This window comes from Haemophilus haemolyticus (genome assembly GCF_003493685.1).
In the GTDB taxonomy this organism is placed as follows: domain Bacteria; phylum Pseudomonadota; class Gammaproteobacteria; order Enterobacterales; family Pasteurellaceae; genus Haemophilus; species Haemophilus haemolyticus_O.
The window spans coordinates 1-24,856 of sequence record NZ_QQJW01000003.1; the positions used below are offsets into that span (position 1 = coordinate 1).

24 protein-coding genes and 1 pseudogene are annotated in these 24,856 nt (G+C 38.3%); 8 read left to right on the forward strand and 17 right to left on the reverse strand.

The features are described 5' to 3' along the window. Both DV434_RS03570 and DV434_RS03575 read left to right on the forward strand, forming a co-directional pair. Positions 1 to 104 (forward strand): annotated as a pseudogene (locus tag DV434_RS03570) (IS1595 family transposase); the annotation flags it as partial. 76 nt (positions 105 to 180) lie between these two features. Next, positions 181 to 414 (forward strand): zinc ribbon domain-containing protein, encoded by a 234-nt coding sequence (locus DV434_RS03575; RefSeq protein ID WP_118785007.1) that lies wholly within the window; start codon positions 181 to 183, stop codon positions 412 to 414. A gap of 43 nt (positions 415 to 457) precedes the next feature. Here the strand turns inward: DV434_RS03575 and fdhD are convergent, their stop codons facing one another. Further along, a complete protein-coding gene (fdhD, locus tag DV434_RS03580) occupies positions 458 to 1,270 on the reverse strand; it encodes a formate dehydrogenase accessory sulfurtransferase FdhD (protein ID WP_118811469.1) in 813 nt (270 codons plus the stop codon). 274 nt (positions 1,271 to 1,544) lie between these two features. Here fdhD and fdnG point away from each other — a divergent pair, with 274 nt between their 5' ends. From fdnG to fdhE, 4 genes are all read left to right on the forward strand, one after another. Next, positions 1,545 to 4,631, forward strand: a complete 3,087-nt coding sequence (gene fdnG, locus DV434_RS03590) for a formate dehydrogenase-N subunit alpha (protein WP_153065682.1) — start codon at positions 1,545 to 1,547, stop codon at positions 4,629 to 4,631. A 1-nt stretch (position 4,632) separates the two neighbouring features. Then, complete coding sequence (gene fdxH / locus DV434_RS03595; RefSeq protein WP_118785011.1) at positions 4,633 to 5,571, forward strand: formate dehydrogenase subunit beta; 939 nt, start codon at positions 4,633 to 4,635, stop codon at positions 5,569 to 5,571. Beyond that, positions 5,564 to 6,280 carry a formate dehydrogenase subunit gamma gene (locus tag DV434_RS03600; protein ID WP_005628717.1) on the forward strand — a complete coding sequence of 239 codons (717 nt, stop codon included), beginning with the start codon at positions 5,564 to 5,566 and terminating at the stop codon, positions 6,278 to 6,280. Before fdxH ends, DV434_RS03600 begins: the two co-directional genes overlap by 8 nt. 73 nt (positions 6,281 to 6,353) lie before the next feature. Continuing rightward, a complete protein-coding gene (gene fdhE / locus DV434_RS03605; RefSeq protein ID WP_118785012.1) occupies positions 6,354 to 7,262 on the forward strand; it encodes a formate dehydrogenase accessory protein FdhE in 909 nt (302 codons plus the stop codon). A 43-nt stretch (positions 7,263 to 7,305) separates the two neighbouring features. Here the strand turns inward: fdhE and rimI are convergent, their stop codons facing one another. Together rimI and holD are read right to left on the reverse strand one after the other, a co-directional pair. Next, positions 7,306 to 7,746, reverse strand: a complete 441-nt coding sequence (gene rimI / locus DV434_RS03610) for a ribosomal protein S18-alanine N-acetyltransferase (RefSeq protein WP_118785013.1) — start codon at positions 7,744 to 7,746, stop codon at positions 7,306 to 7,308. A gap of 2 nt (positions 7,747 to 7,748) precedes the next feature. Then, entirely contained in the window at positions 7,749 to 8,153 is a 405-nt protein-coding gene (gene holD, locus DV434_RS03615; RefSeq protein WP_118785014.1) for a DNA polymerase III subunit psi, read from the reverse strand. Between the two features lie 105 nt (positions 8,154 to 8,258). Here holD and rsmC point away from each other — a divergent pair, with 105 nt between their 5' ends. Next, positions 8,259 to 9,251 carry a 16S rRNA (guanine(1207)-N(2))-methyltransferase RsmC gene (rsmC, locus tag DV434_RS03620; RefSeq protein WP_118811470.1) on the forward strand — a complete coding sequence of 331 codons (993 nt, stop codon included), beginning with the start codon at positions 8,259 to 8,261 and terminating at the stop codon, positions 9,249 to 9,251. Positions 9,252 to 9,319: 68 nt separating this feature from the next. Here rsmC and era read toward each other — a convergent pair whose 3' ends face one another. From era to grcA, 5 genes are all read right to left on the reverse strand, one after another. Next, a complete protein-coding gene (era, locus tag DV434_RS03625; protein ID WP_118811471.1) occupies positions 9,320 to 10,228 on the reverse strand; it encodes a GTPase Era in 909 nt (302 codons plus the stop codon). Beyond that, positions 10,225 to 10,908, reverse strand: a complete 684-nt coding sequence (gene rnc, locus DV434_RS03630; protein WP_118811472.1) for a ribonuclease III — start codon at positions 10,906 to 10,908, stop codon at positions 10,225 to 10,227. Before rnc ends, era begins: the two co-directional genes overlap by 4 nt. Position 10,909: 1 nt before the next feature. Further along, positions 10,910 to 11,959 (reverse strand): signal peptidase I, encoded by a 1,050-nt coding sequence (lepB, locus tag DV434_RS03635; protein ID WP_118811473.1) that lies wholly within the window; start codon positions 11,957 to 11,959, stop codon positions 10,910 to 10,912. Between the two features lie 8 nt (positions 11,960 to 11,967). Continuing rightward, the gene (gene lepA, locus DV434_RS03640) at positions 11,968 to 13,764 is read right to left on the reverse strand and encodes a translation elongation factor 4 (protein WP_118811474.1); all 1,797 of its coding nucleotides are present in this window, start codon (positions 13,762 to 13,764) and stop codon (positions 11,968 to 11,970) included. Positions 13,765 to 13,931: 167 nt separating this feature from the next. Next, positions 13,932 to 14,315 carry an autonomous glycyl radical cofactor GrcA gene (grcA, locus tag DV434_RS03645; protein ID WP_005628746.1) on the reverse strand — a complete coding sequence of 128 codons (384 nt, stop codon included), beginning with the start codon at positions 14,313 to 14,315 and terminating at the stop codon, positions 13,932 to 13,934. A 268-nt stretch (positions 14,316 to 14,583) separates the two neighbouring features. On the opposite strand from grcA, the gene ung reads away from it, so the two are divergent. Next, positions 14,584 to 15,243, forward strand: coding sequence for a uracil-DNA glycosylase (gene ung, locus DV434_RS03650; protein WP_118811475.1), 660 nt, complete (start codon positions 14,584 to 14,586; stop codon positions 15,241 to 15,243). Between the two features lie 68 nt (positions 15,244 to 15,311). Here the strand turns inward: ung and miaB are convergent, their stop codons facing one another. The 9 genes from miaB to mrdA form a co-directional block, all read right to left on the reverse strand. Further along, on the reverse strand, positions 15,312 to 16,736 hold the full coding sequence (gene miaB / locus DV434_RS03655) for a tRNA (N6-isopentenyl adenosine(37)-C2)-methylthiotransferase MiaB (RefSeq protein ID WP_118811476.1): 1,425 nt from the start codon (positions 16,734 to 16,736) through the stop codon (positions 15,312 to 15,314). A gap of 196 nt (positions 16,737 to 16,932) precedes the next feature. Next, positions 16,933 to 17,577 (reverse strand): IS1595 family transposase, encoded by a 645-nt coding sequence (locus DV434_RS03660; RefSeq protein ID WP_118786134.1) that lies wholly within the window; start codon positions 17,575 to 17,577, stop codon positions 16,933 to 16,935. A gap of 56 nt (positions 17,578 to 17,633) precedes the next feature. Then, positions 17,634 to 18,596 (reverse strand): lipoyl synthase, encoded by a 963-nt coding sequence (gene lipA, locus DV434_RS03665; protein ID WP_118811477.1) that lies wholly within the window; start codon positions 18,594 to 18,596, stop codon positions 17,634 to 17,636. A gap of 51 nt (positions 18,597 to 18,647) precedes the next feature. Further along, entirely contained in the window at positions 18,648 to 19,286 is a 639-nt protein-coding gene (gene lipB / locus DV434_RS03670) for a lipoyl(octanoyl) transferase LipB (protein ID WP_118811478.1), read from the reverse strand. 1 nt (position 19,287) lies between these two features. Then, positions 19,288 to 19,566 carry a DUF493 family protein YbeD gene (gene ybeD, locus DV434_RS03675; protein WP_006995721.1) on the reverse strand — a complete coding sequence of 93 codons (279 nt, stop codon included), beginning with the start codon at positions 19,564 to 19,566 and terminating at the stop codon, positions 19,288 to 19,290. Positions 19,567 to 19,669: 103 nt separating this feature from the next. After that, positions 19,670 to 20,851, reverse strand: a complete 1,182-nt coding sequence (locus DV434_RS03680; RefSeq protein ID WP_118811479.1) for a D-alanyl-D-alanine carboxypeptidase family protein — start codon at positions 20,849 to 20,851, stop codon at positions 19,670 to 19,672. 15 nt (positions 20,852 to 20,866) lie between these two features. After that, complete coding sequence (locus DV434_RS03685; protein ID WP_118811480.1) at positions 20,867 to 21,727, reverse strand: septal ring lytic transglycosylase RlpA family protein; 861 nt, start codon at positions 21,725 to 21,727, stop codon at positions 20,867 to 20,869. Positions 21,728 to 21,779: 52 nt separating this feature from the next. Further along, on the reverse strand, positions 21,780 to 22,895 hold the full coding sequence (gene rodA, locus DV434_RS03690; RefSeq protein WP_118811481.1) for a rod shape-determining protein RodA: 1,116 nt from the start codon (positions 22,893 to 22,895) through the stop codon (positions 21,780 to 21,782). Beyond that, positions 22,885 to 24,840 (reverse strand): penicillin-binding protein 2, encoded by a 1,956-nt coding sequence (gene mrdA, locus DV434_RS03695; protein ID WP_118811482.1) that lies wholly within the window; start codon positions 24,838 to 24,840, stop codon positions 22,885 to 22,887. Before mrdA ends, rodA begins: the two co-directional genes overlap by 11 nt. Positions 24,841 to 24,856: the final 16 nt, after the last annotated feature.

Here is a 24,856-nt window from a genome sequence, read left to right on the forward strand (position 1 = left end):
AAGAGCATTTTGAGCTATATTTAAAGGAATGTGAATGGCGTTTTAACAACAGTGAAATAAAATCTCAAATTTCCATTTTAAAACAATTAGTTAAGGGGATTTAGGTCTAGTTATCTAGTACAGCCCCAAATTCAATTAATATACTAATAAATAAGTAATTTTATAGATTATAGAGAAAATATGGCCTTAACTCGATGCCCTGAATGCAGAAAAAAGATTAGTGAAAATGCAGAAAACTGCCCTAATTGTGGTTTTTCTTTCAAACACGCAGATTTAGAAATTTATAAACAACAATTAGAAAAACGACGCCTGCATAATGCTGAAATCAATCGTAAAAGTGCAAAACTCCACATAATTTGGTTTTGCATCTTTGCAATTTTTATCGCGTTGGCTAGTTGGATTACAAATAAATAAATAGAAAAAAATATCTCGTATGTATATAGAGTGACCTCAGATATCAACCATTAATTCGTTCATATCCACTATAGATATTCCCTTTACCTTCTCTTGCAAAACCAATCAAAGTCAAATTATGTGCTTCAGCCATTTTCACGGCAAGATCAGTTGCCCCAGAAATCGTGACTAACATTTCCACCCCACAAGAAATAGTTTTTTGAACCATTTCATAACTTGCACGACTCGAAGCAACAATAATTCCATTAGGCTTACCTGATTTTGCATGCCAACCAAGTAATTTATCAAGAGCGACGTGACGCCCCACATCTTCAAAAACAGCAAGCATATTACCTTCTAAATCAAAAAAGCCACAAGCATGAGTCGAACCTGTCTGCTGACTTAATCGTTGATTTTTATGAAGCTCTGACAAATAGCCATCTAGTAAATTCAAATCAAACTTAAAAGTGCGGTCTAATTTTGGAAAATTTTTATACACTTGATTAAGCTGCTCCGTTCCACAAATGCCACACCCAGTACGTCCTGTAAGATTACGACGATGCTCTTTTAATGCCATAAATTTTCGGCTAGACAGTTCGATTTGCACTTCAATACCATTGCAAACTTCCACAACATCGATGCCATAAATATCCGAAGGTTTTTCAATAATTCCTTCCGTGAGAGAAAACCCTAGAGCAAACATCTCTAAATCTTTCGGTGAACACATCATCACCGCATGAGAAATACCGTTATAAACTAATGAAACTGGCATTTCGACAGCAAGAAAATCTTCTTTTGATTGTAAAAGTGCGGTTGAATTTTCTACACTTTTATTTCTTTTAAAAAAGTTAATCGTTTGTTTAATCAGCCAATCCATTCTTTACCTACCCATTACTTAAATGTAAAAAAAATGTTAATTTTTTTATAAAATCATGATCTAGATCACAATATTTCTGCATTATAATGCCATTTGATTATAGATTTATCGTTAAAAAATCGTTATTCTAGGCGCCCATAAATTGGCCTACTTTGAACCAATTTGCGATGTTGAATAACGTTATTCTAACGGAATCAACCAAATTATCTAGTTACACTAGACGAATTTATTACTATCTAAATATCTCAACAACTTGTTGTTGAAAGGAGTGATTATGCAGATCTCAAGAAGAAAATTCTTTAAGGTCTGTGCAGGTGGTATGGCGGGAACATCGGCTGCAATGTTGGGTTTTGCTCCAGCAAATGCATTAGCTGCGCCGCGTGAATATAAATTATTACGCGCATTTGAATCTCGTAACACTTGTACATATTGTGCCGTAAGCTGCGGTATGTTGTTATACAGCACAGGCAAACCTTACGATTCATTAAGCAGCCATACTGGCACAAATACTCGTTCAAAACTCTTTCACCTTGAAGGCGATCCAGATCATCCAGTCAGTCGTGGAGCTCTTTGCCCAAAAGGTGCTGGCGCACTAGATTATGTCAATAGTGAAAGCCGTTCTTTATACCCTCAATATCGTGCACCTGGTTCTGATAAATGGGAGCGAATTTCTTGGAAAGATGCAATTAGACGCATTGCTCGCTTACTGAAAGATGATCGTGATGCTAACTTTGTTGAAAAAGACGCAAGTGGCAAAACTGTGAACCGTTGGGCAACTACAGGTATTATGACTGCATCTGCTATGAGTAATGAAGCGGCACTTCTTACTCATAAATGGGTGAGAATGTTAGGCATAGTGCCGATGTGTAACCAAGCGAATACTTGACACGGACCAACGGTAGCAAGTCTTGCTCCATCATTTGGTCGCGGTGCCATGACAAATAACTGGGTTGATATAAAAAATGCCAACCTTATCATTGTTCAAGGCGGTAATCCTGCTGAAGCTCACCCTGTTGGCTTCCGTTGGGCAATTGAAGCGAAGAAAAACGGTGCGAAACTTATCGTCATCGATCCACGCTTTAACCGCACAGCCTCTGTTGCAGATTTACATGCGCCAATTCGTTCTGGTTCTGATATCGCATTTTTAATGGGTGTCATCCGTTACTTATTGGAAACAAACCAAATTCAACACGAATACGTTAAACACTATACCAATGCCTCATTCTTAATTGATGAAGGTTTCAAATTTGAAGACGGTTTATTTGTAGGTTACAACGAAGAAAAACGTAACTACGATAAATCTAAATGGAACTATCAGTTTGATGAGAACGGACACGCTAAACGTGATATGACCTTACAACATCCTCGTTGTGTCATTAACATCTTAAAAGAGCATGTTTCACGTTATACTCCAGAAATGGTTGAACGCATTACAGGTGTAAAACAAAAACTTTTCCTACAAATCTGTGAAGAAATTGGTAAAACCTCTGCACCAAATAAAACAATGACGCATCTATATGCGTTAGGCTTTACCGAGCATTCAATCGGTACACAAAATATTCGCTCAATGGCGATGATCCAATTACTTTTAGGTAATATGGGTATGCCTGGTGGTGGTATTAACGCATTACGTGGACACTCCAATGTGCAAGGTACAACAGATATGGGCTTATTGCCAATGTCTTTACCAGGTTATATGCGTTTACCAAACGATAAAGATACCTCTTACGAGCAATACATTAATGCGATTACACCAAAGGATATCGTTCCAAACCAAGTGAACTATTATCGTCATACTTCAAAATTCTTTGTTAGTATGATGAAAACCTTCTATGGTGATAAAGCAACCAAAGAAAACGGTTGGGGTTTCGATTTCTTACCAAAAGCAGATCGCTTATATGATCCGATTACTCACGTTAAATTAATGAATGAAGGCAAATTACACGGTTGGATTTTACAAGGCTTTAACGTATTAAACTCATTACCGAACAAAAATAAAACTGTTGCAGGAATGAGTAAGTTAAAATTCTTAATCGTGATGGATCCGCTTCAAACTGAATCTTCCGAATTCTGGAAAAACTTTGGTGAGTCAAACAATGTAAATTCTTCAGAAATTCAAACTGAAGTCTTCCGCTTACCAACAACCTGTTTTGCTGAAGAAGATGGTTCGATTGTAAACTCAGGGCGTTGGGCTCAATGGCACTGGAAAGGTTGCGATCAACCAGGTGAAGCATTACCAGATGTTGAAATTCTTTCTATGATTCGTGAAGAAATGCATCATCTTTACCAAAAAGAAGGTGGTCGCGGTATTGAATCATTTGAAGCAATGACTTGGAATTATGCTCAACCACACTCACCAAGTGCGGTAGAATTAGCCAAAGAATTAAATGGTTACGCGCTTGAAGATCTTTATGATCCAAACGGTAACTTGATGTACAAGAAAGGTCAATTACTCAATGGATTTGCACATTTACGTGATGATGGTACAACAACATCAGGTAACTGGTTATATGTTGGTCAATGGACTGAAAAAGGTAACCAAACCGCAAACCGTGATAACTCAGATCCATCAGGTTTAGGCTGTACCATTGGTTGGGGCTTTGCATGGCCTGCAAACCGCCGCGTACTTTATAGCCGTGCATCATTAGATATCAATGGTAATCCTTGGGATAAAAACCGCCAATTAATCAAATGGAACGGTAAAAACTGGAACTGGCATGATGTAGCAGACTATGGTACACAGCCACCAGGTTCAGATACAGGGCCATTTATTATGTCTGCTGAAGGTGTAGGTCGTTTATTTGCGGTTGATAAAGTTGCAAATGGTCCAATGCCTGAACACTATGAGCCGATTGAAAGCCCAATTGATACAAATCCATTACACTCTGCAGTGGTAAGTGATCCAACTGTGCGTATTTATCCTGAAGATAAAGAATTTATCGGTTCAAATAAAGAGTTCCCATTCGTGGCAACAACTTACCGATTAACAGAACACTTCCATAGTTGGACTGCACAATCTGCATTAAATATCATCGCACAACCACAACAATTTGTGGAAATTGGTGAAAAATTAGCGGCAGAAAAAGGTATCCAAAAAGGCGATATGGTAAAAATTACTTCTCGTCGTGGCTATATTAAAGCGGTTGCCGTGGTTACAAAACGTCTTAAAGATCTAGAAATTGATGGACGTACCGTACACCATGTAGGTCTTCCAATTCACTGGAATATGAAAGCCTTAAATGGTAAAGGTAACCGTGGATTCTCTACTAATACCTTAACACCATCTTGGGGTGAGGCAAACACGCAAACACCAGAATACAAAACATTCTTGGTGAATATTGAAAAAGTTGGAGAGGCATAATATGGCTGGAACTGCTCAAGGCGTTCAAACGCAAGACGTTATTAAAATCTCCGCAACTTCAGGCTTAACGCCTGCACCACAAGCGCGAGATCATAAAGTTGAAGTGGCAAAATTAATCGATGTCAGTACATGTATCGGTTGTAAAGCTTGCCAAGTTGGCTGCTCAGAGTGGAATGACATCCGCTCTGATGTAAATGCACAGTGTCATGGTATTTACGATAACCCTGTAGATCTAAATGCCAAAGCATGGACTGTGATGCGCTTTAACGAAGTAGAAGAAAACGATCGTTTAGAATGGTTAATCCGTAAAGATGGTTGTATGCACTGCGCAGAGCCAGGTTGTTTAAAGGCTTGTCCTGCACCAGGTGCTATCATTCAATACGCCAATGGTATTGTAGATTTTCAATCTGATAAATGTATCGGATGTGGTTATTGTATTGCCGGCTGTCCATTCAACATTCCACGTATGAATCCAGATGATAACCGTGTGTACAAATGTACTCTTTGTGTGGATCGTGTTTCTGTAGGTCAAGAGCCTGCATGCGTGAAAACTTGTCCAACAGGCGCAATTCGTTTCGGTTCTAAAGAAGAAATGAAAGTGTATGCTGAACAACGCATTGCTGAATTAAAATCTCGTGGTTATGAAAATGCAGGACTTTACGATCCTCCAGGCGTAGGCGGAACACACGTAATGTATGTGTTACATCACGCTGATAAACCAGAGCTTTACAATGGTCTTCCAAAAGATCCACAAATTGATTTAAGTGTGACCTTATGGAAAGATGTATTGAAACCAGTAGCAGCAGTTGCAATGGGTGGCTTGGCATTAGCTGAAATCGCTCACTACTTAACTGTAGGTCCTAATATTGAAGAAGATGTGGAAGATCATCACCACGAATTTGAAGAAGAAAAACCATCTAAGGGGGAAAACAATGAGTAAAATTGAGATCAACAACGATACTCGAATCGTCCGCCATAGAACACCAGCGCGTATCAGTCACTGGATGTTGGTTATTTGCTTTTTTATGACGATGTTCACTGGTGTTGCGTTTTTCTTCCCTGATTTCGCATGGTTAACAGAAATTTTAGGTACACCACAAATTGCGCGTGCAATTCACCCATTTACTGGGATTTTAATGTTCTTTGCCTTCATCTACTTGGCATTATTGTACTGGGATCACAATATTCCAGAGAAAAACGATATTCGCTGGGCAAAAGGTGTCGTTGAAGTTCTTAAAGGAAACGAACACGCGGTTGCGGATAATGGCAAATATAACCTTGGTCAAAAAATGCTCTTCTGGACATTAAATTTGGCGATGGTAACGTTATTAGTGACTGGCATCATTATGTGGCGTCAATATTTTTCGCACTACTTCTCAATCCCAGTATTGCGTTTCTCGATTCTGCTCCATTCTTTGAGTGCATTTATGTTATTCACTGGTATCTTAGTGCATATGTATATGGCATTCTGGATTAAAGGTTCGATTCGAGGAATCATTGAAGGTTGGGTAACCGTTCGTTGGGCGAAGAAACACCACCCGAAATGGTATCGCGAAGAAATTTTACCTGAGCTTGAAAAAGATTTACTCAACGAGCAATCAGGTAAAAAAGGCAAAACCAAAGTATTATTTAAAGGATTTGGCAAATAAGCTGAAATCTTGAAAAAGAAAAAAGTGCGGTTAAAATTGACCGCACTTTTTATTATGAAAGTGAGAAAAGAACATGAGTATCAAAATCTTATCAGAATCAGAAATCAAACAAGCAGCGAATTCTTTCCAAACGCCTGCTGTATTATTTGCCAATCCTAAAAATCTTTATCAACGCAGAGCAAAACGTTTAAGAGACTTAGCACAAAATCACCCACTATCAGATTATTTATTATTTGCTGCAGACATAGTTGAAAGTCAACTTTCCACGTTAGAAAAAAATCCTTTACCGCCACAACAGTTTGAACAGCTAAATGATATCGAGCCACTAAATGCGAAAACCTTTAAAAGAAACAGCATCTGGCGTAAATACTTAACTGAAATTCTTGATGAGATAAAACCAAAGGCTAATGAGCAAGTCGCCGCAACAATTGAATTTCTTGAAAAAGCATCCTCTGCCGAATTAGAAAAAATGGCAAATAAGCTCTTAGCTCAAGAATTTAATTTAGTCAGCAGTGATAAAGCAGTCTTTATTTGGGCTGCACTTTCACTTTATTGGTTACAAGCAGCTCAACAAATTCCTCATAATAGCCGAGTTGAAAACGCCGAAAATTTACATCACTGCCCTGTTTGTGGCTCATTGCCTGTTGCAAGCATTGTGCAAATTGGTACATCACAAGGTTTACGCTACTTACATTGTAATTTATGTGAAAGTGAATGGAATTTAGTACGCGCACAATGCACCAATTGTAATAGCCATGACAAACTCGAAATGTGGTCGTTAGATGAAGAACTTGCACTTATTCGTGCCGAAACCTGTGGTAGCTGTGAAAGTTACTTAAAAATCATGTTCCAAGAAAAAGATCCTCATGTAGAACCAGTAGCCGACGATTTGGCTTCTATTTTCTTAGATATTGAAATGGAAGAAAAAGGTTTCGCACGCAGCGGATTAAATCCATTTGTTTTTCCTGCAGAAGAAGCATAAAAATATAGCCTAGGATAAACATCCTAGGCTATATCATTTGTATCTATAAATAACAGGCCATTACTACGGCATTTTCTCGTCCGCCACTAGGTTTCGGATAATAATTTTTTCGAATATCGACTTCATTAAAACCTATTTTTTCATACAAGAAACGAGCTGGGTTAGACTCTCTAACTTCTAGCCATAAGGTCTGTACGCCTTTTTCTTTCAACCGAGCGATTAACTCATTCAACAATAATTTCCCCAATCCATTACCTTGATGAGACGGTAAAATAGCAATATTAAACAAAGTCGCTTCATCCAATACTGTTTGGCAAATAGCAAAACCAATAATCTGATTATTCTCTATTAATTTTAAATTGAGATAACGCTCCCCTTGATTATTTTTTAATGTCCCCAGCGACCAAGGCACAAGATGTGTTTGCTGCTCAATTTCATACAATCGGTCGAAATCACTGGATTCAATTTTAGAAATAATAGACATAATTAAGGCTGCTGAATTTGTTGCCACAACTCTCGTTTGGCTTGATGATTAGATTGAAATTGTTGCCAACTTGGCGAGCGATAAACCTGCTCAGCCTGCATACAAAATGATAAAGTGCGGTCAATTTTGTCGTTATTTTCTGATAGTAACCAGTAACGAATAGGCTGCTTACATTCGATATGCTGGATTTGATCGTAATTCAAACATAAGTAATCTTCTTTTTTAAGATCAAGGCTGAGTAGCACATCAGCCAACAAAGGCGAACCACTTATATTTTCATCAGAAACAGTGATAAAGCGAATATTCTCCGCAACACTAATTCCTACTGAACCTTGTAGCACCTCTGGGCGGTATAATGTCCACTGAGAAATGCCCAGTTCTTGTAAAAGAAGATCGCGTCTATTCATAAGTGAATTTTTAAAAACGTTGCTTGAAAAATAGTGTTAATTTCTTTTATTAATCTTTGCTAAAATAGCGCATAATTTTAACTAATAACCCACAGGATTCAAAGCGTGATTTTTCTAGAAAGCCAAGTTTTAGAACGACATCTTTCATTTTTTGATGGAAAATCGGTATTATTTGCTGGCGGTATTTCTGATAGTTTTCCTCAAACGTTAGCCTCAAAATGCCAATCAATCCAAATTTGGAGTTGCTATTTTGACTATGCAAGAACGCAAAGTGCGGTCAAGTTTTCCGTTGAATTTCAAGATCAAGCGGATTTAATCGTTTATTATTGGACTAAAAACAAACAAGAAGTCAATTTCCAACTGCTTCAACTATTAGCTCAGGCGCCTATTGGCCAAGAAATATTAATTATTGGAGAAAACCGTTGTGGCGTGCGTTCAGTAGAAAAAACATTAGAACCCTATGGTGAAATAGCGAAAATTGACTCTGCTCGTCGTTGCGGTTTATATCATTTTTCACTACAAAACAAACCGCACTTTGAACTTAAAAATTTCTGGAAAACCTATCAACATCCTACTCTACAAAACTTAACTATATATAGTTTACCTGGGGTATTTAGTGCAGCGGAATTAGATACGGGCACAGAACTGTTACTTTCAACCATTGATAATAAAATAAAAGGAAAAGTGCTCGATCTTGGCTGTGGCGCAGGAGTAATAGGATCTATGATCAAAAAAAGCTCTCCTAACGCACAAATTACAATGACTGATATTCATGCGATGGCGTTAGAATCAGCCCGTAAAACACTTTCGGAAAATCAATTACAAGGGGAGGTTTACGCCAGTGATGTCTTTTCTGATATAGAAGGAAAATTTGATTTGATCATTTCCAATCCACCATTCCACGATGGTATTGATACCGCCTATCGAGCCGTAAAAGAACTTATCACTCAAGCGAAATGGCATCTCAATCAAGGTGGTGAATTACGCATTGTCGCCAATTCATTTTTGCCTTATCCCGAATTACTTAGACAACATTTCGGTGATTACGAAGTGCTTGCTCAAACAGGAAAATTTAAAGTGTATTCAGTGAAAAATTAGAAACAAAAAAAATCCCCATCGCAATAATGGGGATTTTTCTATTTATTACTTATGGATTTCACCGCACTTTATTCATCCATATATCCTAAACTACGCAGTGCACGTTCATCGTCAGCCCAACCAGATTTCACCTTCACCCAAAGTTCAAGATGGACTTTGTTATCAAATAAACGTTCCATATCAGCACGCGCTTCCATACCAATAGTTTTAATTTTTTGACCGCTGGCACCAATTACCATTTTTTTCTGGCCTTCACGTTCAACGAGAATTAAGCCATTTATTTCATAAGTGCCACGTTCATTCACTTTAAATTGTTCAATTTCAACCGTAACAGAATAAGGTAATTCTTCACCGGTAAAACGCATTAATTTTTCACGGATTATTTCCGATGCCATAAAACGTTGCGAACGGTCTGTGACATAATCTTCTGGAAAATGATGCACACCTTCGCGTAAAGATTGGCGTACAATTTTCTCTAACTCATGAACATTATTACCACGCTGTGCAGAAATTGGTACAATGTGAGCAAAATTAAATTTACTGCTAAGTTCTGTAATAAACGGCAATAAATCATCTTTATTTTTGATGTTATCTACTTTGTTAATAGCTAACACAACGGGTGCCTTTGCATTGCGTAATTTGTTTAGCACCATCTCATCATCTGCATTCCAGTGTGTGCCATCTACGACAAAAATAATTAAATCAACATCGCCAATAGCACTACTTGCTGCGCGGTTCATTAAGCGGTTAATCGCACGCTTCTCTTCAATATGAAGTCCCGGAGTATCCACATAGATTTCTTGATACGCCCCTTCAGTTTTAATTCCCACAATGCGGTGACGCGTGGTTTGCGCTTTACGTGATGTAATTGAAATTTTTTGTCCTAAAATTTTATTTAAGAGCGTTGATTTACCCACATTTGGGCGACCTACGATAGCAATAAAGCCACAATAGGTTTTGTCGAATTGTTCGGTCATTTGATGTCCAGTTCTTTTAAAATTTGTTCTGCTGCAGCTTGTTCAGCTTTACGACGGCTAGATCCTTTTGCCACAAAAGTGCGGTCAATTTTCTCCACACTTTTCACTTTGCATTCAACCGTGAAAATTTGGCAATGGGCTTCCCCTTGAATATTGACTACTTCATAAGTTGGCAATGGCAGATGTTTACCTTGTAAATATTCTTGTAAACGAGTTTTCGCATCTTTTTGATTATCGCCTGGTTTAATTTCTGCCAATAATTGTTGATACCAATTTCGTATCACTTGGGTCGTCACAGCCAATCCTTGATCCAAAGACATTGCGCCTATGATCGCTTCTACACAATCGGCAAGAATAGATTCACGGCGAAAACCACCGCTCTTTAGCTCGCCAGAACCAAGAGACATATAATTGCCTAATTCAAATTGGCGCGCTAAAATCGCTAAAGTGGGTTCGCGTACCAAAGTAGCACGCATGCGACTCAGTTCACCTTCATTACAACGTGGAAACTGATGATAAAGCGCCTCAGCGATAGTAAAATTAAGAATAGAATCGCCTAGAAATTCTAGGCGTTCGTTATGTTGAGTTGCCGCACTTCGATGTGTAAGTGCTTGCTTTAAGAGCGCAATATCATTAAAACGATAGCCGATTTTACGCTCAAGTCGATCTAAATGATTCATCTTATTTTATTGCTGTAAAGAAACGATCAAAACGGAAACCTGTTGGCCATTCATTCGCTTCTTTTTCTAAGCTCATCCAAATATAAGTGGCTTTACCCACGATATTTTTTTCAGGCACAAAGCCCCAGAAACGGCTATCATCGCTGTGATCGCGGTGATCACCCATCACAAAATACTGCCCTTCTGGCACAAGCCATTCTGCAGTTTGCATACCTTCTTGTGGGAAAAACTCAGGACCTGAATAACGACGATATTCACTAATTAACACGTTATGTGTTACGTCGCCTTTTTCAGTCAATTCTAATTCATTCGGAAAAGCAGGATTTGTTGGATTTTGTGAATATTCAAACGCCTTGGTTTCGCAATCAACCTCACAAGGTTTACCTTCTTTGCCATATACCACTTTTAGTGTTTTTTGTTCCGCATCAAAAATTACGCGATCTCCACCCTTTCCAATAATACGCTTAATATAATCGACACCAGACATATTATCTTTTGAGCTTAACGCTAGATTTTCTGCAAATGCTGCTCGTGTTGCCCCAAGACCAGTACGAATTAAAGCTTGTTGTGGTGCTTTAAACACAATTACATCACCTCGTTGTGGTTTTTTACCAGCAATAATGGTGTTTTGGAAAATAGGATCTTTCACGCCATAAGCATATTTGTTCACGACCAAAAAGTCACCAACTCGTAAGGTTGATTCCATTGAACCAGAAGGAATTTGAAATGGTTCAAATAAAAAAGAGCGGACTAAGAATACGACAGAAAGCACCGGAAAAAGAGATGATAAAAACTCAGAGGCTTCGGAAATCGGTTCAATTTTTGCTTTTTCTTCATCAGTTAATACTTGGCCTGAACGCTGTTCAGCACGTGCAATTTTACGATTACGTTTTGGCGTTACCACAAAATAATGGTAGCACCATAATACACCTGAAAGTGCGGTCAAAATTAGCAATACAATACTGAATGTGTTTGGTAATTGAAAATAATCTAAAACTTTCCAAACACCAAAACCAACCGCCAGTAAAATCACAAAAAATAAATTTGACATAATTTTCCTTATTTATCTTTTCCTACATGTAAAATTGCTAAAAACGCTTCTTGTGGTACTTCTACGTTACCCAAAGACTTCATACGTTTTTTACCTTCTTTCTGTTTCTGTAAGAGTTTTTTCTTACGGCTCACGTCACCACCATAACATTTTGCCAATACATTCTTACGTAATTGTTTCACCGTAGAACGGGCAATTATGTGGTTTCCAATCGCGGCTTGAATAGCGATATCAAATTGCTGACGAGGAATTAACTCACGCATTTTTTCAACCAATTCACGGCCACGATATTGTGAATTATCTTTATGAACGATTAAAGCCAAAGCATCTACTCGTTCGCTATTAATCATAATATCCACGCGAACCATATCTGCAGCTTGGAAACGTTTGAAACCGTAATCTAACGAAGCATAACCACGGGATGTCGATTTTAAACGGTCAAAGAAGTCTAAAACAACTTCGCCCATTGGAATCTCATAAGTCAGCGCAATCTGATTACCGTGATATACCATATTGGTTTGCACGCCACGTTTTTCCACGCAAAGTGTAATGACATTACCTAAATATTCTTGCGGCACTAACATATTACATTCTGCAATCGGCTCGCGAATTTCAGCAATATTATTAAGTGGAGGCAATTTCGATGGGCTATCGACGTAAACAACATCACCATTCGTTAATTGCACTTCGTAAATAACCGTTGGCGCAGTAGTAATGAGATCTAAATCATACTCACGCTCTAGACGCTCTTGAATGATTTCCATGTGTAAAAGGCCAAGGAAACCACAGCGGAAACCAAAGCCAAGTGCGGTTGAAGTTTCCGGCTCATAGAAAAGTGAAGCATCATTTAAGCTCAATTTACTCAGTGCATCACGAAATGCTTCATAATCATCTGAGCTAACTGGGAATAAACCAGCATAAACCTGCGGTTTTACTTTCTTAAAGCCTGGCAACACATGGCTTGCTGGATTATGCTGATGTGTTAAGGTATCCCCTACTGGTGCACCTAAAATATCTTTAATTGCACAAACAACCCAACCCACTTCGCCGGTATTTAATACGGTCGTATCCACTTGTTTTGGCGTAAAAATCCCTAAACGATCAACGTTGTAAGCCTGTCCGGTAGACATTACTTTGATTTTATCGCCTTTACGCAATACACCATTTTTAATACGAACCAATGACACCACGCCTAAATAGTTATCGAACCAAGAGTCAATAATCAACGCTTGTAATGGCGCATCTGGGTCTCCTTCTGGTGCTGGAATTTTCGCAACGATTTCTTCTAATACATCTTCGATACCCACACCAGTCTTAGCCGAACAACGTACAGCTTCCATCGCATCAATTCCCACGATATCTTCAATTTCTTCAGCTACGCGTTCAGGATCTGCGGCAGGCAAGTCGATTTTATTTAAAATCGGTACTACTTCTAAATCCATTTCGATTGCGGTATAACAGTTTGCCAAGGTCTGCGCTTCTACCCCTTGTCCTGCATCCACAACTAACAATGCCCCTTCACAAGCAGCAAGAGAGCGAGATACCTCATAGGAAAAGTCCACATGTCCTGGTGTATCGATAAAGTTTAATTGATAAGTTTCGCCATCTTTGGCTTTATAATTTAAAGTAACACTTTGTGCTTTGATGGTAATGCCGCGCTCACGCTCAAGATCCATTGAATCTAACACTTGAGCTTCCATTTCACGATCCGAAAGGCCACCACAAGTTTGAATCAAACGGTCAGAAAGCGTCGATTTACCGTGGTCAATATGGGCAATAATAGAAAAGTTGCGAATATTCTTCATAAAAGATAGTTTTTCTCAAAAATCATTAAATTTAACTGGCGGATTGTACCTGAAAAGCGCGGAAATCGCTAGGGATGAAAGGGAAAAGTGCGGTCAAATTTTTTAACCTTTTAGATAAAACAAAACCCCGAATGACTTCGGGGTTTCTTTTTTCATTCAAACTGAAATTATAGGCTTTCAGTGAAAGTACGAGTGATCACGTCGCGTTGTTGTTCTGGCGTTAAAGAGTTGAAACGTACTGCGTAACCAGAAACACGGATAGTTAATTGTGGATATTTATCTGGATTGTTTACCGCATCTTCTAAAGTTTCACGACGTAATACGTTCACGTTTAAGTGTTGGCCACCTTCAACTTTAACAGTTGGCGCTACGTTTACCGGTAATTCACGGTATTCGATTTGACCTAATTCGCTAACAGCAACAACTTGGTCTTCAGCAAATTCGCCTTTTGCACATAAGCAACGCGCTTCATTTTTTTCGCTGTCTAATAACCAGAATGAATTAAGCAAATTGTCATTTGCCGCTTGAGTAATTTGAATACCTTTAATCATAATAGCCTCCTAATTGGCATTGGAATAATCATAAAAACTGTACAAAGTTTATCAAATAATTTGAAGATTTCAAATTATTTTGGATTTTTTTGATAAAGAACAGGTTATCTTTTTAGGATAATTTTACAAACTTGATCTAAATTAAACTTTGCTCATTTATATAGCTATTTACCCAAAATAATTTAACATTAATTTAACCTTTTAAACTTTTTATTGACTTAAGCTTTTTGTTTATAATAAGAGCAAACTTATTAATAGGATCAAAATAATGAAAACCTGGACAGATGTTATCGGAAAAGAAAAAGAACAACCTTACTTTCAACACGCACTACAACAGGTTCATCTTGCAAGAGCAAACGGGAAAACGATTTATCCACCACAAGAAGATGTATTTAATGCATTTAAATATACCGCTTTTGAAGATGTAAAAGTGGTGATTTTAGGTCAGGATCCCTACCATGGACCAAACCAAGCTCATGGATTGGCTTTTTCAGTAAAACCTGAAGTCGCTATTCCCCCCTCCCTATTAAATATGTATAAAGAACTTACACAAGATATTTCGGGATTCCAAACGCCATCTCATGGTTATTTAGTCAAATGGGCAGAACAAGGGGTATTGCTCCTTAACACAGTCCTTACTGTGGAACGTGGTATGGCACATTCGCATGCTAATTTCGGCTGGGAAACGTTTACGGATCGTGTTATTACAGCGCTTAATGAACATCGTGAAAAACTCGTATTTTTACTTTGGGGCAGTCACGCACAAAAAAAAGGGCAAATTATTGACCGCACTCGTCACCTTGTTTTAACGGCGCCACACCCTTCCCCACTTTCAGCACATCGAGGTTTCTTTGGCTGTCATCATTTTTCCAAAACAAATTCATATTTGGAAAGCCACGGAATAAAACCGATAGATTGGCAAATCTAAACCATATACCCTAAAAAATAACCGCACTTTAATTTCTCAAAGTGCGGTTAAATATTTCAAGATTTCAATTAGCCGTGGTAACGCCCTACGCCTAATTCATCTTCTTTACGTGTGCGATTCATCACTTCTTGTGGAGATTGCGCAATACGTAATCCCATTTCATCTTCTGTGCGCACCACTTCACCACGTAGAGAATTGGTATAAACATCAGTGATTTTCACATCCACAAATTTACCAATCATTTCCGGAGAACCTTGGAAATTGACAATACGGTTCGTTTCAGTACGTCCCGTTAATTCCATAATGTCTTTCTTCGATGGCCCTTCAACTAACACGCGCTGCTCCGTGCCAAGCATACGGCGGCTAAATTGTGCGGCTTGTTGATTAATACGTTCTTGTAACACATAAAGACGTTGTTTCTTTTCATCTTCCGTCACATCATCTGGCATATCTGCCGCTGGTGTACCCGGTCGAGCGGAATATACAAAACTGAAACTCATATCAAAGTTCACTTGTGCAATCAAATTCATAGTTTGCTCAAAATCTTCAGCCGTTTCACCTGGGAAACCAACAATAAAGTCTGAGCTAATTTGAATATCAGGGCGCACAGCACGAAGTTTACGAATAATAGATTTATATTCTAATGCTGTATGACCACGTTTCATCATCGTTAATACACGGTCAGAACCTGCTTGGACTGGAAGATGCAAGAAACTCACCAATTCAGGCGTATCACTATATACGTCAATAATATCATCCGTAAATTCTATTGGATGACTGGTTGTAAAACGTAAACGGTCAATACCATCGATAGAGGCCACGAGACGAAGCAACTCAGCAAAGCTACAAATTTGACCATCATGTGTCGGACCACGATAAGCATTCACGTTTTGACCAAGTAGATTAACCTCACGCACACCTTGATCCGCAAGCTGCGCAATTTCAAATAGTATGTCATCCACAGGACGGCTAACTTCTTCACCGCGTGTATAAGGTACAACACAGAAAGTACAGTATTTATTACAGCCTTCCATAATCGAAACAAATGCCGTTGGGCCTTCTGCACGAGGTTCAGGTAAGCGATCAAATTTCTCAATTTCAGGGAAACTTACATCTACAACAGAGCTCTTACCACCACGAATTTGGTTAATCATTTCAGGCAGGCGGTGCAAAGTTTGCGGACCAAAAATAATATCTACATAAGGCGCACGATGACGAATATGTTCACCTTCTTGAGAAGCCACACAGCCACCTACACCAATCACTAAATTTGGATTATTTTTCTTTAATTCTTTCCAACGCCCAAGTTGGTGGAACACTTTTTCTTGTGCTTTTTCACGAATAGAACAGGTATTCAATAATAATACGTCTGCTTCTTCAGGAATTTCAGTAAGTTCTAATCCATGAGTACTTAATAAAAGATCTGCCATTTTAGATGAATCATATTCATTCATCTGGCAGCCCCAAGTTTTAATATGTAATTTTTGAGTCATTTTCTACAATATCGTCAGGTGTTATAAATAATTAGTCGAATAAAACGGTCGGCTATTTTACAGGCTTGCAATAATTCTGGCTAGTAAATATTCGGTGAAAAAAAACATCAAAAATAAACCGCACTTTCGTGACAAGCAAAAAGTGCGGTTTAATTCAGAGCAATTTTAAATTAGGGGCTGTACTAGATAACTAGACCTAAATCCCCTTAACTAATTGTTTTAAAATGGAAATTTGAGATTTTATTTCACTGTTGTTAAAACGCCATTCACATTCCTTTAAATATAGCTCAAAATGCTCTTTGGGAATGCCATTAAACTTCCGTAAGTGGCGTTTTGCTTGATTCCAAAAATTCTCAATTCCGTTTATGTGGTTGTGATTTTCAGCAAAATGCGTGCTGTGATTGATGCGAAAATGGCTAAATTCACTGACATCAAGCACATCATAACTACGAAAGGTATCCGTGTACACAATGCTATCAGGCTTAACTTTCTCTCGGATAATTGGCAATAATGTCGCTGATTGCGCATTAGGGACAACGACGGTATAAACCTTGCCATTTCTTTTGAGAAGCCCGAATACTGCGACTTTTCCCACGGCACCGCGACCACGCTTGCCTTTTCGAGTACCGCCGAAATAGCTTTCATCGGCTTCAATCTCGCCTTCAAACATTTCCAAATGGGGGCTTGTTTGATAGATGAGTAAGCGTAATCGATGAAAGTAATAAGCGGCTGTATTTTTGTTTACATTAACCAATTCACTGGCTGTTCTTGCTGTGACACCTGCGACAAACAGTTCAATGAGTTTATTTTGTTTATGCTGACTTAAGCGACTTTTTCTCATTGGTTTATTCTAACCTAAATGGGATTTTTAGTCGTTATCTAGTACAGCCCCTTAAATTATTTCACTAATCCGCCACTAGCTTGTAAATCAGCGTGATAAGAAGAGCGAACAAATGGTCCACAAGCCGCATGTTCAAAGCCCATTGCATTGGCTTTTTCACGGAATTCATCAAATTCGCTTGGAGGCACATAACGCGCAACAGGTAAATGATGGCGGCTAGGTTGAAGATATTGCCCCAACGTGAGCATTGTCACACCATTATCACGTAAATCTTGCATGACTTGTAAAATTTCCTCGTTGGTTTCTCCTAATCCCACCATTAAACCTGATTTAGTTGGGATATTCGGGAACATTTCTTTAAATTCACGCAATAATGTCAGTGACCATTCGTAATCTGCTCCAGGACGAATCTCTTTATATAGGCGCGGTACGTTTTCTAAATTATGGTTAAAAACATCTGGCGGATTATCTTTTAATTTTTCCAATGCCTGTGTAATGCGACCACGGAAATCAGGTACTAAAATTTCAATCTTAATGTTAGGATTAAGCTCGCGCACAGCTTTTACACATTCGGCAAAATGACCTGCGCCACGATCAGGCAAATCATCGCGATCCACCGATGTAATCACCACATATTTAAGTTTCATATCTTGGATAGTTTCAGCTAATTTTTGTGGCTCTTCAGGATCGGGCGGTAATGGTTTCCCATGCGCAACATCACAGAACGGGCAACGACGCGTACAAATTGCGCCTAAAATCATAAAAGTTGCTGTTCCATGATTAAAACATTCGTGTAAATTTGGACAAGATGCTTCTTCACACACGGAATGCAAACCATGGCGACGCATTCCATTTTTGATGCTTTCAATTTTAAGTGAATTTGCCGGAAGTTTAATTTTCATCCATTCAGGCTTTTTCAATAGCTCTTGGTTTGGATCAATATTTTTTACTGGAATAATCGACGTTTTTGCCGCATCGCGATATTTTACACCGCGTTCCATTTTGAAAGGTGTTGACATAAGCGTTCCTAAATAAAAATGCCCAAACAGGGCATTTTTGATCATTAAATATTACAAATTTGTTACATTATAGCCTAAAAGCTCGGCAAAGTGTTTAATTAATTTTGGTGAAACCTTATCGCAATTAGCTTCATCTTGATTAACAAAATCCGCTAATTGACACATTTCAAGACCAGCATAGCCGCATGGATTAATATAATGAAATGGATTAAGATCCATATTGATATTCAATGCCAACCCGTGGAAAGAGCACCCACGACGAATACGCAGCCCAAGAGAACAAATCTTTTTTCCATCCACATACACGCCTGGTGCATCAGGTTTTGGATAACTTTCAATACCATATTCAGCTAAAGTTTTTACCACTGTTTGTTCAAGTGCGGTAACTAATTGACGTACATTTAAGTTTTTATGGCGCTTAATGTCAATAAGCACATACATCACTTGCTGACCGGGTGCATGATAGGTTATTTGCCCACCACGATCCGACTGCACCACAGGTATTTCACTACGTTGTAAAAGATGCTCTGGTTTACCTGCTTGCCCTTGGGTAAATACTGGAGGATGTTGCACCAACCAAATTTCGTCTTGCGTTTCCGCGGTGCGACTATCTGTAAAATTCTGCATTTTATGCCAAATTTCTTGATAATCTTGCAACCCTAACTGACGAACGATAAGGGAATTGTTCATACTAGATAACCATTTTTACGCCTTCAACTTTAGCAAGTTCTTTATAAAGTGTTTCTACTTGCTCAAAGTTTTCAGCAATAATGTCGATTGAAACCGAATTATAGGTACCTTTACTACTCCGTTTTTCCTTAGGAATATAATCGCCTTTAATATATTTTTGAACGACTTGAATTAGATCTTGCGCTAACCCCTCGCGATTAATTCCAGCAACTTTAAATGTCATTTTTGCTGGAAATTCCATTAATTCTTTAAGTTTTGCGTAATCGTTTTCTGTTGTCATATTATTTCCCAATAATAAAAATGATGTGTGGATGGTAGACCACCCACACATTACGAATGCCTCAGTTAAAAATGAAAAAAGTGCGGTAAGTTTCTGGCATATTTTATGCAAATAAGCCTTTTACAGTGAGCACGAGCCAATCCCAAGCTTTTCCGAAAATACTAGCTTCGCCCACTTCATCCATCACTTGTAAGTTTACCGCTGCAATATCTTTACCTTCTAATTGATAAATGACTTTACCTACGACTTGGCCTTTTGCTAAAGGCGCTTGTAAGTTTTTACTTTCTAACTCATATCGAGCTTTAAGCTCATTTTGTTTGCCTTTCGGAACAGTGATAAAGCTATCTTGTAACGTACCTAATTTCACACTACCTTTATTACCGTAATAAACAGGTTGCTCTGAAATTTCTTTACCAGCCTCTAAAGTTTTAAATGTTTCGAAATTAGCAAAACCCCATTGTAAAAGTTTTTTACTTTCTACTTCACGACCTTTGTAAGTTGGAACACCCATCACGACAGAAATTAAACGCATATTGTTTGGTGTAGCCGCTGAAGCAACTAGGTTATATCCTGCTTGGCTAGTATGGCCTGTTTTCATTCCATCAACATTGATGGTTTTATCCCATAATAAGCCATTACGGTTGGGTTGTTTAATTTTATTAAATGTAAAATCTTTTTCTGAGTAAATTTTATATTCTTCAGGTAAATCACGAATAATATGTGCACCAATAAGCGCCATATCACGAGCAGAAGAATATTGATTAGGATCGTCTAAACCATGTGGCGTGGTAAAATTTGTATTTTTCAAACCAAATTGTTGAACATATTTGTTCATTGTTTCTACAAAGTTCGGTACATTGCCGGAGATATGTTCAGCCAATGCCACTGTTGCATCATTACCGGATACAACAATCACACCACGATTCAAGTCTGCTACAGATACTTGTGTATTTAAATCTAAAAACATTTTTGATGAATCAGGGAAATTACGCCCCCAAGCACTCTCACCAATGGTTACCATATCGGTATTGTGAATTTTACCCTGTTTTAAAGCGCTCCCTACCACATAACTTGTCATCATTTTAGTTAAGGATGCAGGATATTGACGCTCGTCAGGATTAAGTGCGGCCAAAATTGCGCCTGAATTGTAATCCATCAATACATACGTTTGAGCAGTAATTTGTGGTGGAGTTACGCCAAACTGCATATCTTCTGCAGATACCGAAAAAGCACTAAGTGCCACAAAACTTGATAAAAATGCGATTTTTGTTGTTCTTTTCAACATAGTGTATTCCTACAATTAATTTTTATATGTGTAAACAATTAGTGGCTTATTTACTGCCATTTTTTGTAATTTGGTTCTCACTCGTAACATTTGTGTTTCGTTATCAAAAGGCCCAATATGAATTTCGTATTTATTGCCTGAACGATTTACTTCAGCTTGAATATTATCTAATGCGAGTTGCGTAATTAACTTATCAGCTTGACTACGAGAAGTAACCTCAAGCATTTTCAAACGATAAACTTCATTTCCTTTTTTTTCATTTACCATCTTAAAGGACTTATTAGAAGATTCATTAGATTTTACTAAACGATCAGCTGCTTCTTGAGTTTTTGCATGCTTAGCCAGCGTTCTTGTCGCTGCGCCCGATAAACGCCCATTTTTAGCAACATGCAACGCCTCAATTCTAACATTCCCCATACCGCGAGAAATTAATCCTATTTCTTTCGCTGCAGCATGGGAAAGGTCAATCAAACGTTTATCACTAAAAGGCCCACGATCATTAATACGTACGATAACTTTACGATTGTTATGTAAATTAGTCACCAAAGCATAAGAATTTATTGGCAATGTTTTATGTGCTGCAGTAAATTGCGTTGAATTATAAACATCACCACTTGCAGTTCTACGCCCATTAAATTTGAGATGATAGTAACTTGCCATCCCTTCTTTCGTATAGGATTTAGCATCATCTTCAGTTTTTGTCGTATAAGTTTGCCCTTTCACGGAATAAGTACTAGGGGCAGGTACTTTGGTTATAATCGAAAGTTTATCCCCTTGGATACCATACATTTTGTGAGTGTCCGCATAGGCTGAAAAGCTAGTAATTATAGCAAACAAAGCAAGTGCGGTCAGATTTAATAATGTTTTTAATTTCATAAGCGTTGACTATTTTCATTTATTTACCCTTTTAAGAAAAGTAAAAATGAAATTAGTTCCCTTTCATAAATTTTACTTGATGTGTATGAACTGACATCACCAAGCCAAAAGCAGCCATAATAGCAACGTAAGACGTTCCACCATAGCTGAATAAAGGTAATGGTACCCCCACTACAGGTAAAATACCACTTACCATGCCTATGTTAACAAACACATAAACAAAGAAAATTAACGTCGTTGCACCAACAAGAATTCGCCCAAAAGAGGTTTGAGCGTTCACGGCAATAATCAAACCACGTACAATAATAAACATGTAAATGGAGATCAAAATAAGAAAACCAACCATTCCATGTTCTTCACTCATTACAGCAAAAATAAAATCTGTATGAGGTTCGGGTAAAAACTCAAGCTGGGATTGCGTACCCTGCATCCAACCTTTTCCCCAAAGCCCACCAGAACCAATCGCAATCTTTGATTGTAAAATATGATAGCCGGCACCGAGAGGATCTTTTTCTGGGTCCAATAATGTGAGAACGCGAGTGCGTTGATAATCGTGCATTAGGTATAGCCACATGATCGGAATAAATCCAGCTAAGCCAATCACTGCTGCCAAAATTAACCACCAACTCATTCCAGCTAAAAATACTACAAATAAACCTGACGCACTTACCAAAATTGATGTACCTAAATCTGGTTGTATAGCCACAAGTAAAGTCGGAATCATAATCATTGCAATCGCAATAAAGGTTTCACTTAATTTAGGTGGAAGTGGACGATTACCTAAATACACAGCGACCATTAATGGCACCGCAAGCTTTACAATTTCAGAGGGTTGAAAACGAATAAATCCAAGATCAAGCCAACGCTGTGCACCTTTACTGGTTGTTCCAATAGCATCCACTAAAATCAACATGATAAAGCCTATCAGATAAAGATAAGGCGCAATGCGTTGATAGAATTTAGGTGGAAATTGTGCCATGACGAGCATAACAGTAAATCCAAGAAAAACCTGAATAATCCGGTTGTTAAACATCGTTTCACTCGCACCAGTGGCACTATAAAGCACAAGCATGCCATAGGCTGTTATTGCAACTAAGCCGATAAAAAGCCAAAAATCAATATGCAAACGTTGCCATGCGCGCAACCAGAAAGGGATTTTATCTTTCATTTATTTGCTCGCTCTCTTGTGGTAAATCTTCTTTTTGCTGAATGGTTGCATTATATTTTTCAACTTGTGGTAAACGCTGATTTAAATAGTAATCCATCACTTTACGCGCTAATGGTGCGGCATTACTTGATCCACCACCCGCATTCTCTAAAATAACTGTCACAACCAATCTAGGGTTTTCATAAGGCGCATATGCGGTAAACCATGCGTGATCATGTAGTTCTTTTTTCAATCCTGCCGCATTGTATTTTTCATTTTCTTTTAAACTAAATACTTGAGCAGTACCAGATTTTCCTGCAACACGATAATTAGCATCTGCAAAGGCTTTTCGCCCAGTCCCATTTGCAGCATTAACAACATTGTACATACCGCGTTTCGCTGCATCCCAGTAGCTTTGCTTAGCTTCTTTAATATCAGGATAAAGTAACGGATCTTCATAAGGTTTTAATGTAGATACTTCAATTGCTTTCATCAAATGCGGTGTATTTACTTTGCCATTATTGACCAATATCGTCGTCGCTTTTGCTACTTGTAACGGGGTTGCCGTCCAATAACCTTGACCAATCCCAACCGAAATCGTATCGCCTTGCACCCAAGGGCGTTTATAACGTTTTTGTTTCCATTCTCTGGTTGGCATATTGGCAGCAGTTTCTTCTTGAATTTCAATCCCTGTTGGCATACCAAAGCCAAAACGTTTCATCCAATCAGAAAGACGATCAATGCCCATACTATGAGCGACTTGGTAAAAATAAGTATCGGATGATTCTGTAATTGCTTTATTTAAATCTGTATAACCATGACCGCTCTTTTTCCAATCTCGGAATCGCTTAGTCGTATTTGGCAATACCCAATAGCCAGAGTCAAAAATCGTCGTATTTTGAGTAATCACATTTTCAGTTTGTGCAGCCACTGAAATAAAAGGTTTCACCGTAGAAGCAGGAGGATACACACCTTGGGTCGCACGACTATAAAGCGGACGAGCAGGATCATTTAATAAGCGCTTATAATCTTCGGAGGAAATACCATCAACAAACAAATTATTGTCATAACTTGGCGTAGATACCATAGCCAGCACACCACTATCTTTCGGATCCAATACAACAATCGCACCTTTTTGCCCTGCCAAAAGATCTGTGATGTAACGCTGCAACTCTAAATCGATAGTAAGATAAATGCTTTTTCCTGCTACAGAAGGTTGTTCACGTAACTTGCGAATAACTTTACCACGATTGTTAATTTCTACTTCTTCAAAACCTGTGGTGCCATGTAACTCATCTTCGTAATAGCGTTCAATCCCCAATTTGCCCATATCGTTGCTACCAGAATAATTGGCAAATTTTTCATCTTTTTTCAAACGCTCAACATCTTTATCGTTGATTTTGCCCACATAACCTAAAATGTGAGTCATAATTTCACCATATAAATAATAACGTTTGAAATAAGGACGCACATCTAAACTCGGATATTGATAGCCACTCACTGCAAAACGTGCGATTTGTTCTTCTGTTAAATTCGGTTTCAATAAAATAGGCGTGTAACGCGTTCCGCGACGACGTTCCTTTTTAAAATTTTCAATATCGTTATCCGTCAATCCCACAATGTAGCGTAATTCATCTAAAGTGCGGTCTAAATTTTCGGTTTTTTCTGGCACAATATATAAACCAAAAAAAGTAAGATTTTCGGCTAATAATTTTCCGTAACGATCATAGATTAAGCCTCTCGTTGGAGGTAAAGGTAATAATTTAATTCGGTTACCATTAGAACGCGTTTGGTAAGTATCGAAATTAACAATCTGTAGCTGATAAATATTGGTGAATAACACCGCTGTTAGTAGCAAAATCCCCAAAAAAGCCACTAAAGTTCGGCGTGCAAAAAGGTTACGCTCCGCTTTTTTATCGCGAAACGGTTCATGAGTTGGCGTATTGAAGAATCTTTTTAAATTCATCTGACTAAAAATGAGG

Bases quoted from the DNA above. Each gene is read 5' to 3' on its own strand.
- DV434_RS03575 (WP_118785007.1), top strand. From the start codon at position 181: ATGGCCTTAACTCGATGCCCTGAATGCAGAAAAAAGATTAGTGAAAAT.
- fdhD (WP_118811469.1), bottom strand. From the start codon at position 1,270: ATGGATTGGCTGATTAAACAAACGATTAACTTTTTTAAAAGAAATAAA.
- fdxH (WP_118785011.1), top strand. From the start codon at position 4,633: ATGGCTGGAACTGCTCAAGGCGTTCAAACGCAAGACGTTATTAAAATC.
- DV434_RS03600 (WP_005628717.1), top strand. From the start codon at position 5,564: ATGAGTAAAATTGAGATCAACAACGATACTCGAATCGTCCGCCATAGA.
- fdhE (WP_118785012.1), top strand. From the start codon at position 6,354: ATGAGTATCAAAATCTTATCAGAATCAGAAATCAAACAAGCAGCGAAT.
- rimI (WP_118785013.1), bottom strand. From the start codon at position 7,746: ATGTCTATTATTTCTAAAATTGAATCCAGTGATTTCGACCGATTGTAT.
- holD (WP_118785014.1), bottom strand. From the start codon at position 8,153: ATGAATAGACGCGATCTTCTTTTACAAGAACTGGGCATTTCTCAGTGG.
- era (WP_118811471.1), bottom strand. From the start codon at position 10,228: ATGACCGAACAATTCGACAAAACCTATTGTGGCTTTATTGCTATCGTA.
- rnc (WP_118811472.1), bottom strand. From the start codon at position 10,908: ATGAATCATTTAGATCGACTTGAGCGTAAAATCGGCTATCGTTTTAAT.
- lepB (WP_118811473.1), bottom strand. From the start codon at position 11,959: ATGTCAAATTTATTTTTTGTGATTTTACTGGCGGTTGGTTTTGGTGTT.
- lepA (WP_118811474.1), bottom strand. From the start codon at position 13,764: ATGAAGAATATTCGCAACTTTTCTATTATTGCCCATATTGACCACGGT.
- grcA (WP_005628746.1), bottom strand. From the start codon at position 14,315: ATGATTAAAGGTATTCAAATTACTCAAGCGGCAAATGACAATTTGCTT.
- ung (WP_118811475.1), top strand. From the start codon at position 14,584: ATGAAAACCTGGACAGATGTTATCGGAAAAGAAAAAGAACAACCTTAC.
- miaB (WP_118811476.1), bottom strand. From the start codon at position 16,736: ATGACTCAAAAATTACATATTAAAACTTGGGGCTGCCAGATGAATGAA.
- DV434_RS03660 (WP_118786134.1), bottom strand. From the start codon at position 17,577: ATGAGAAAAAGTCGCTTAAGTCAGCATAAACAAAATAAACTCATTGAA.
- lipA (WP_118811477.1), bottom strand. From the start codon at position 18,596: ATGTCAACACCTTTCAAAATGGAACGCGGTGTAAAATATCGCGATGCG.
- lipB (WP_118811478.1), bottom strand. From the start codon at position 19,286: ATGAACAATTCCCTTATCGTTCGTCAGTTAGGGTTGCAAGATTATCAA.
- ybeD (WP_006995721.1), bottom strand. From the start codon at position 19,566: ATGACAACAGAAAACGATTACGCAAAACTTAAAGAATTAATGGAATTT.
- DV434_RS03680 (WP_118811479.1), bottom strand. From the start codon at position 20,851: ATGTTGAAAAGAACAACAAAAATCGCATTTTTATCAAGTTTTGTGGCA.
- DV434_RS03685 (WP_118811480.1), bottom strand. From the start codon at position 21,727: ATGAAATTAAAAACATTATTAAATCTGACCGCACTTGCTTTGTTTGCT.
- rodA (WP_118811481.1), bottom strand. From the start codon at position 22,895: ATGAAAGATAAAATCCCTTTCTGGTTGCGCGCATGGCAACGTTTGCAT.
- mrdA (WP_118811482.1), bottom strand. From the start codon at position 24,840: ATGAATTTAAAAAGATTCTTCAATACGCCAACTCATGAACCGTTTCGC.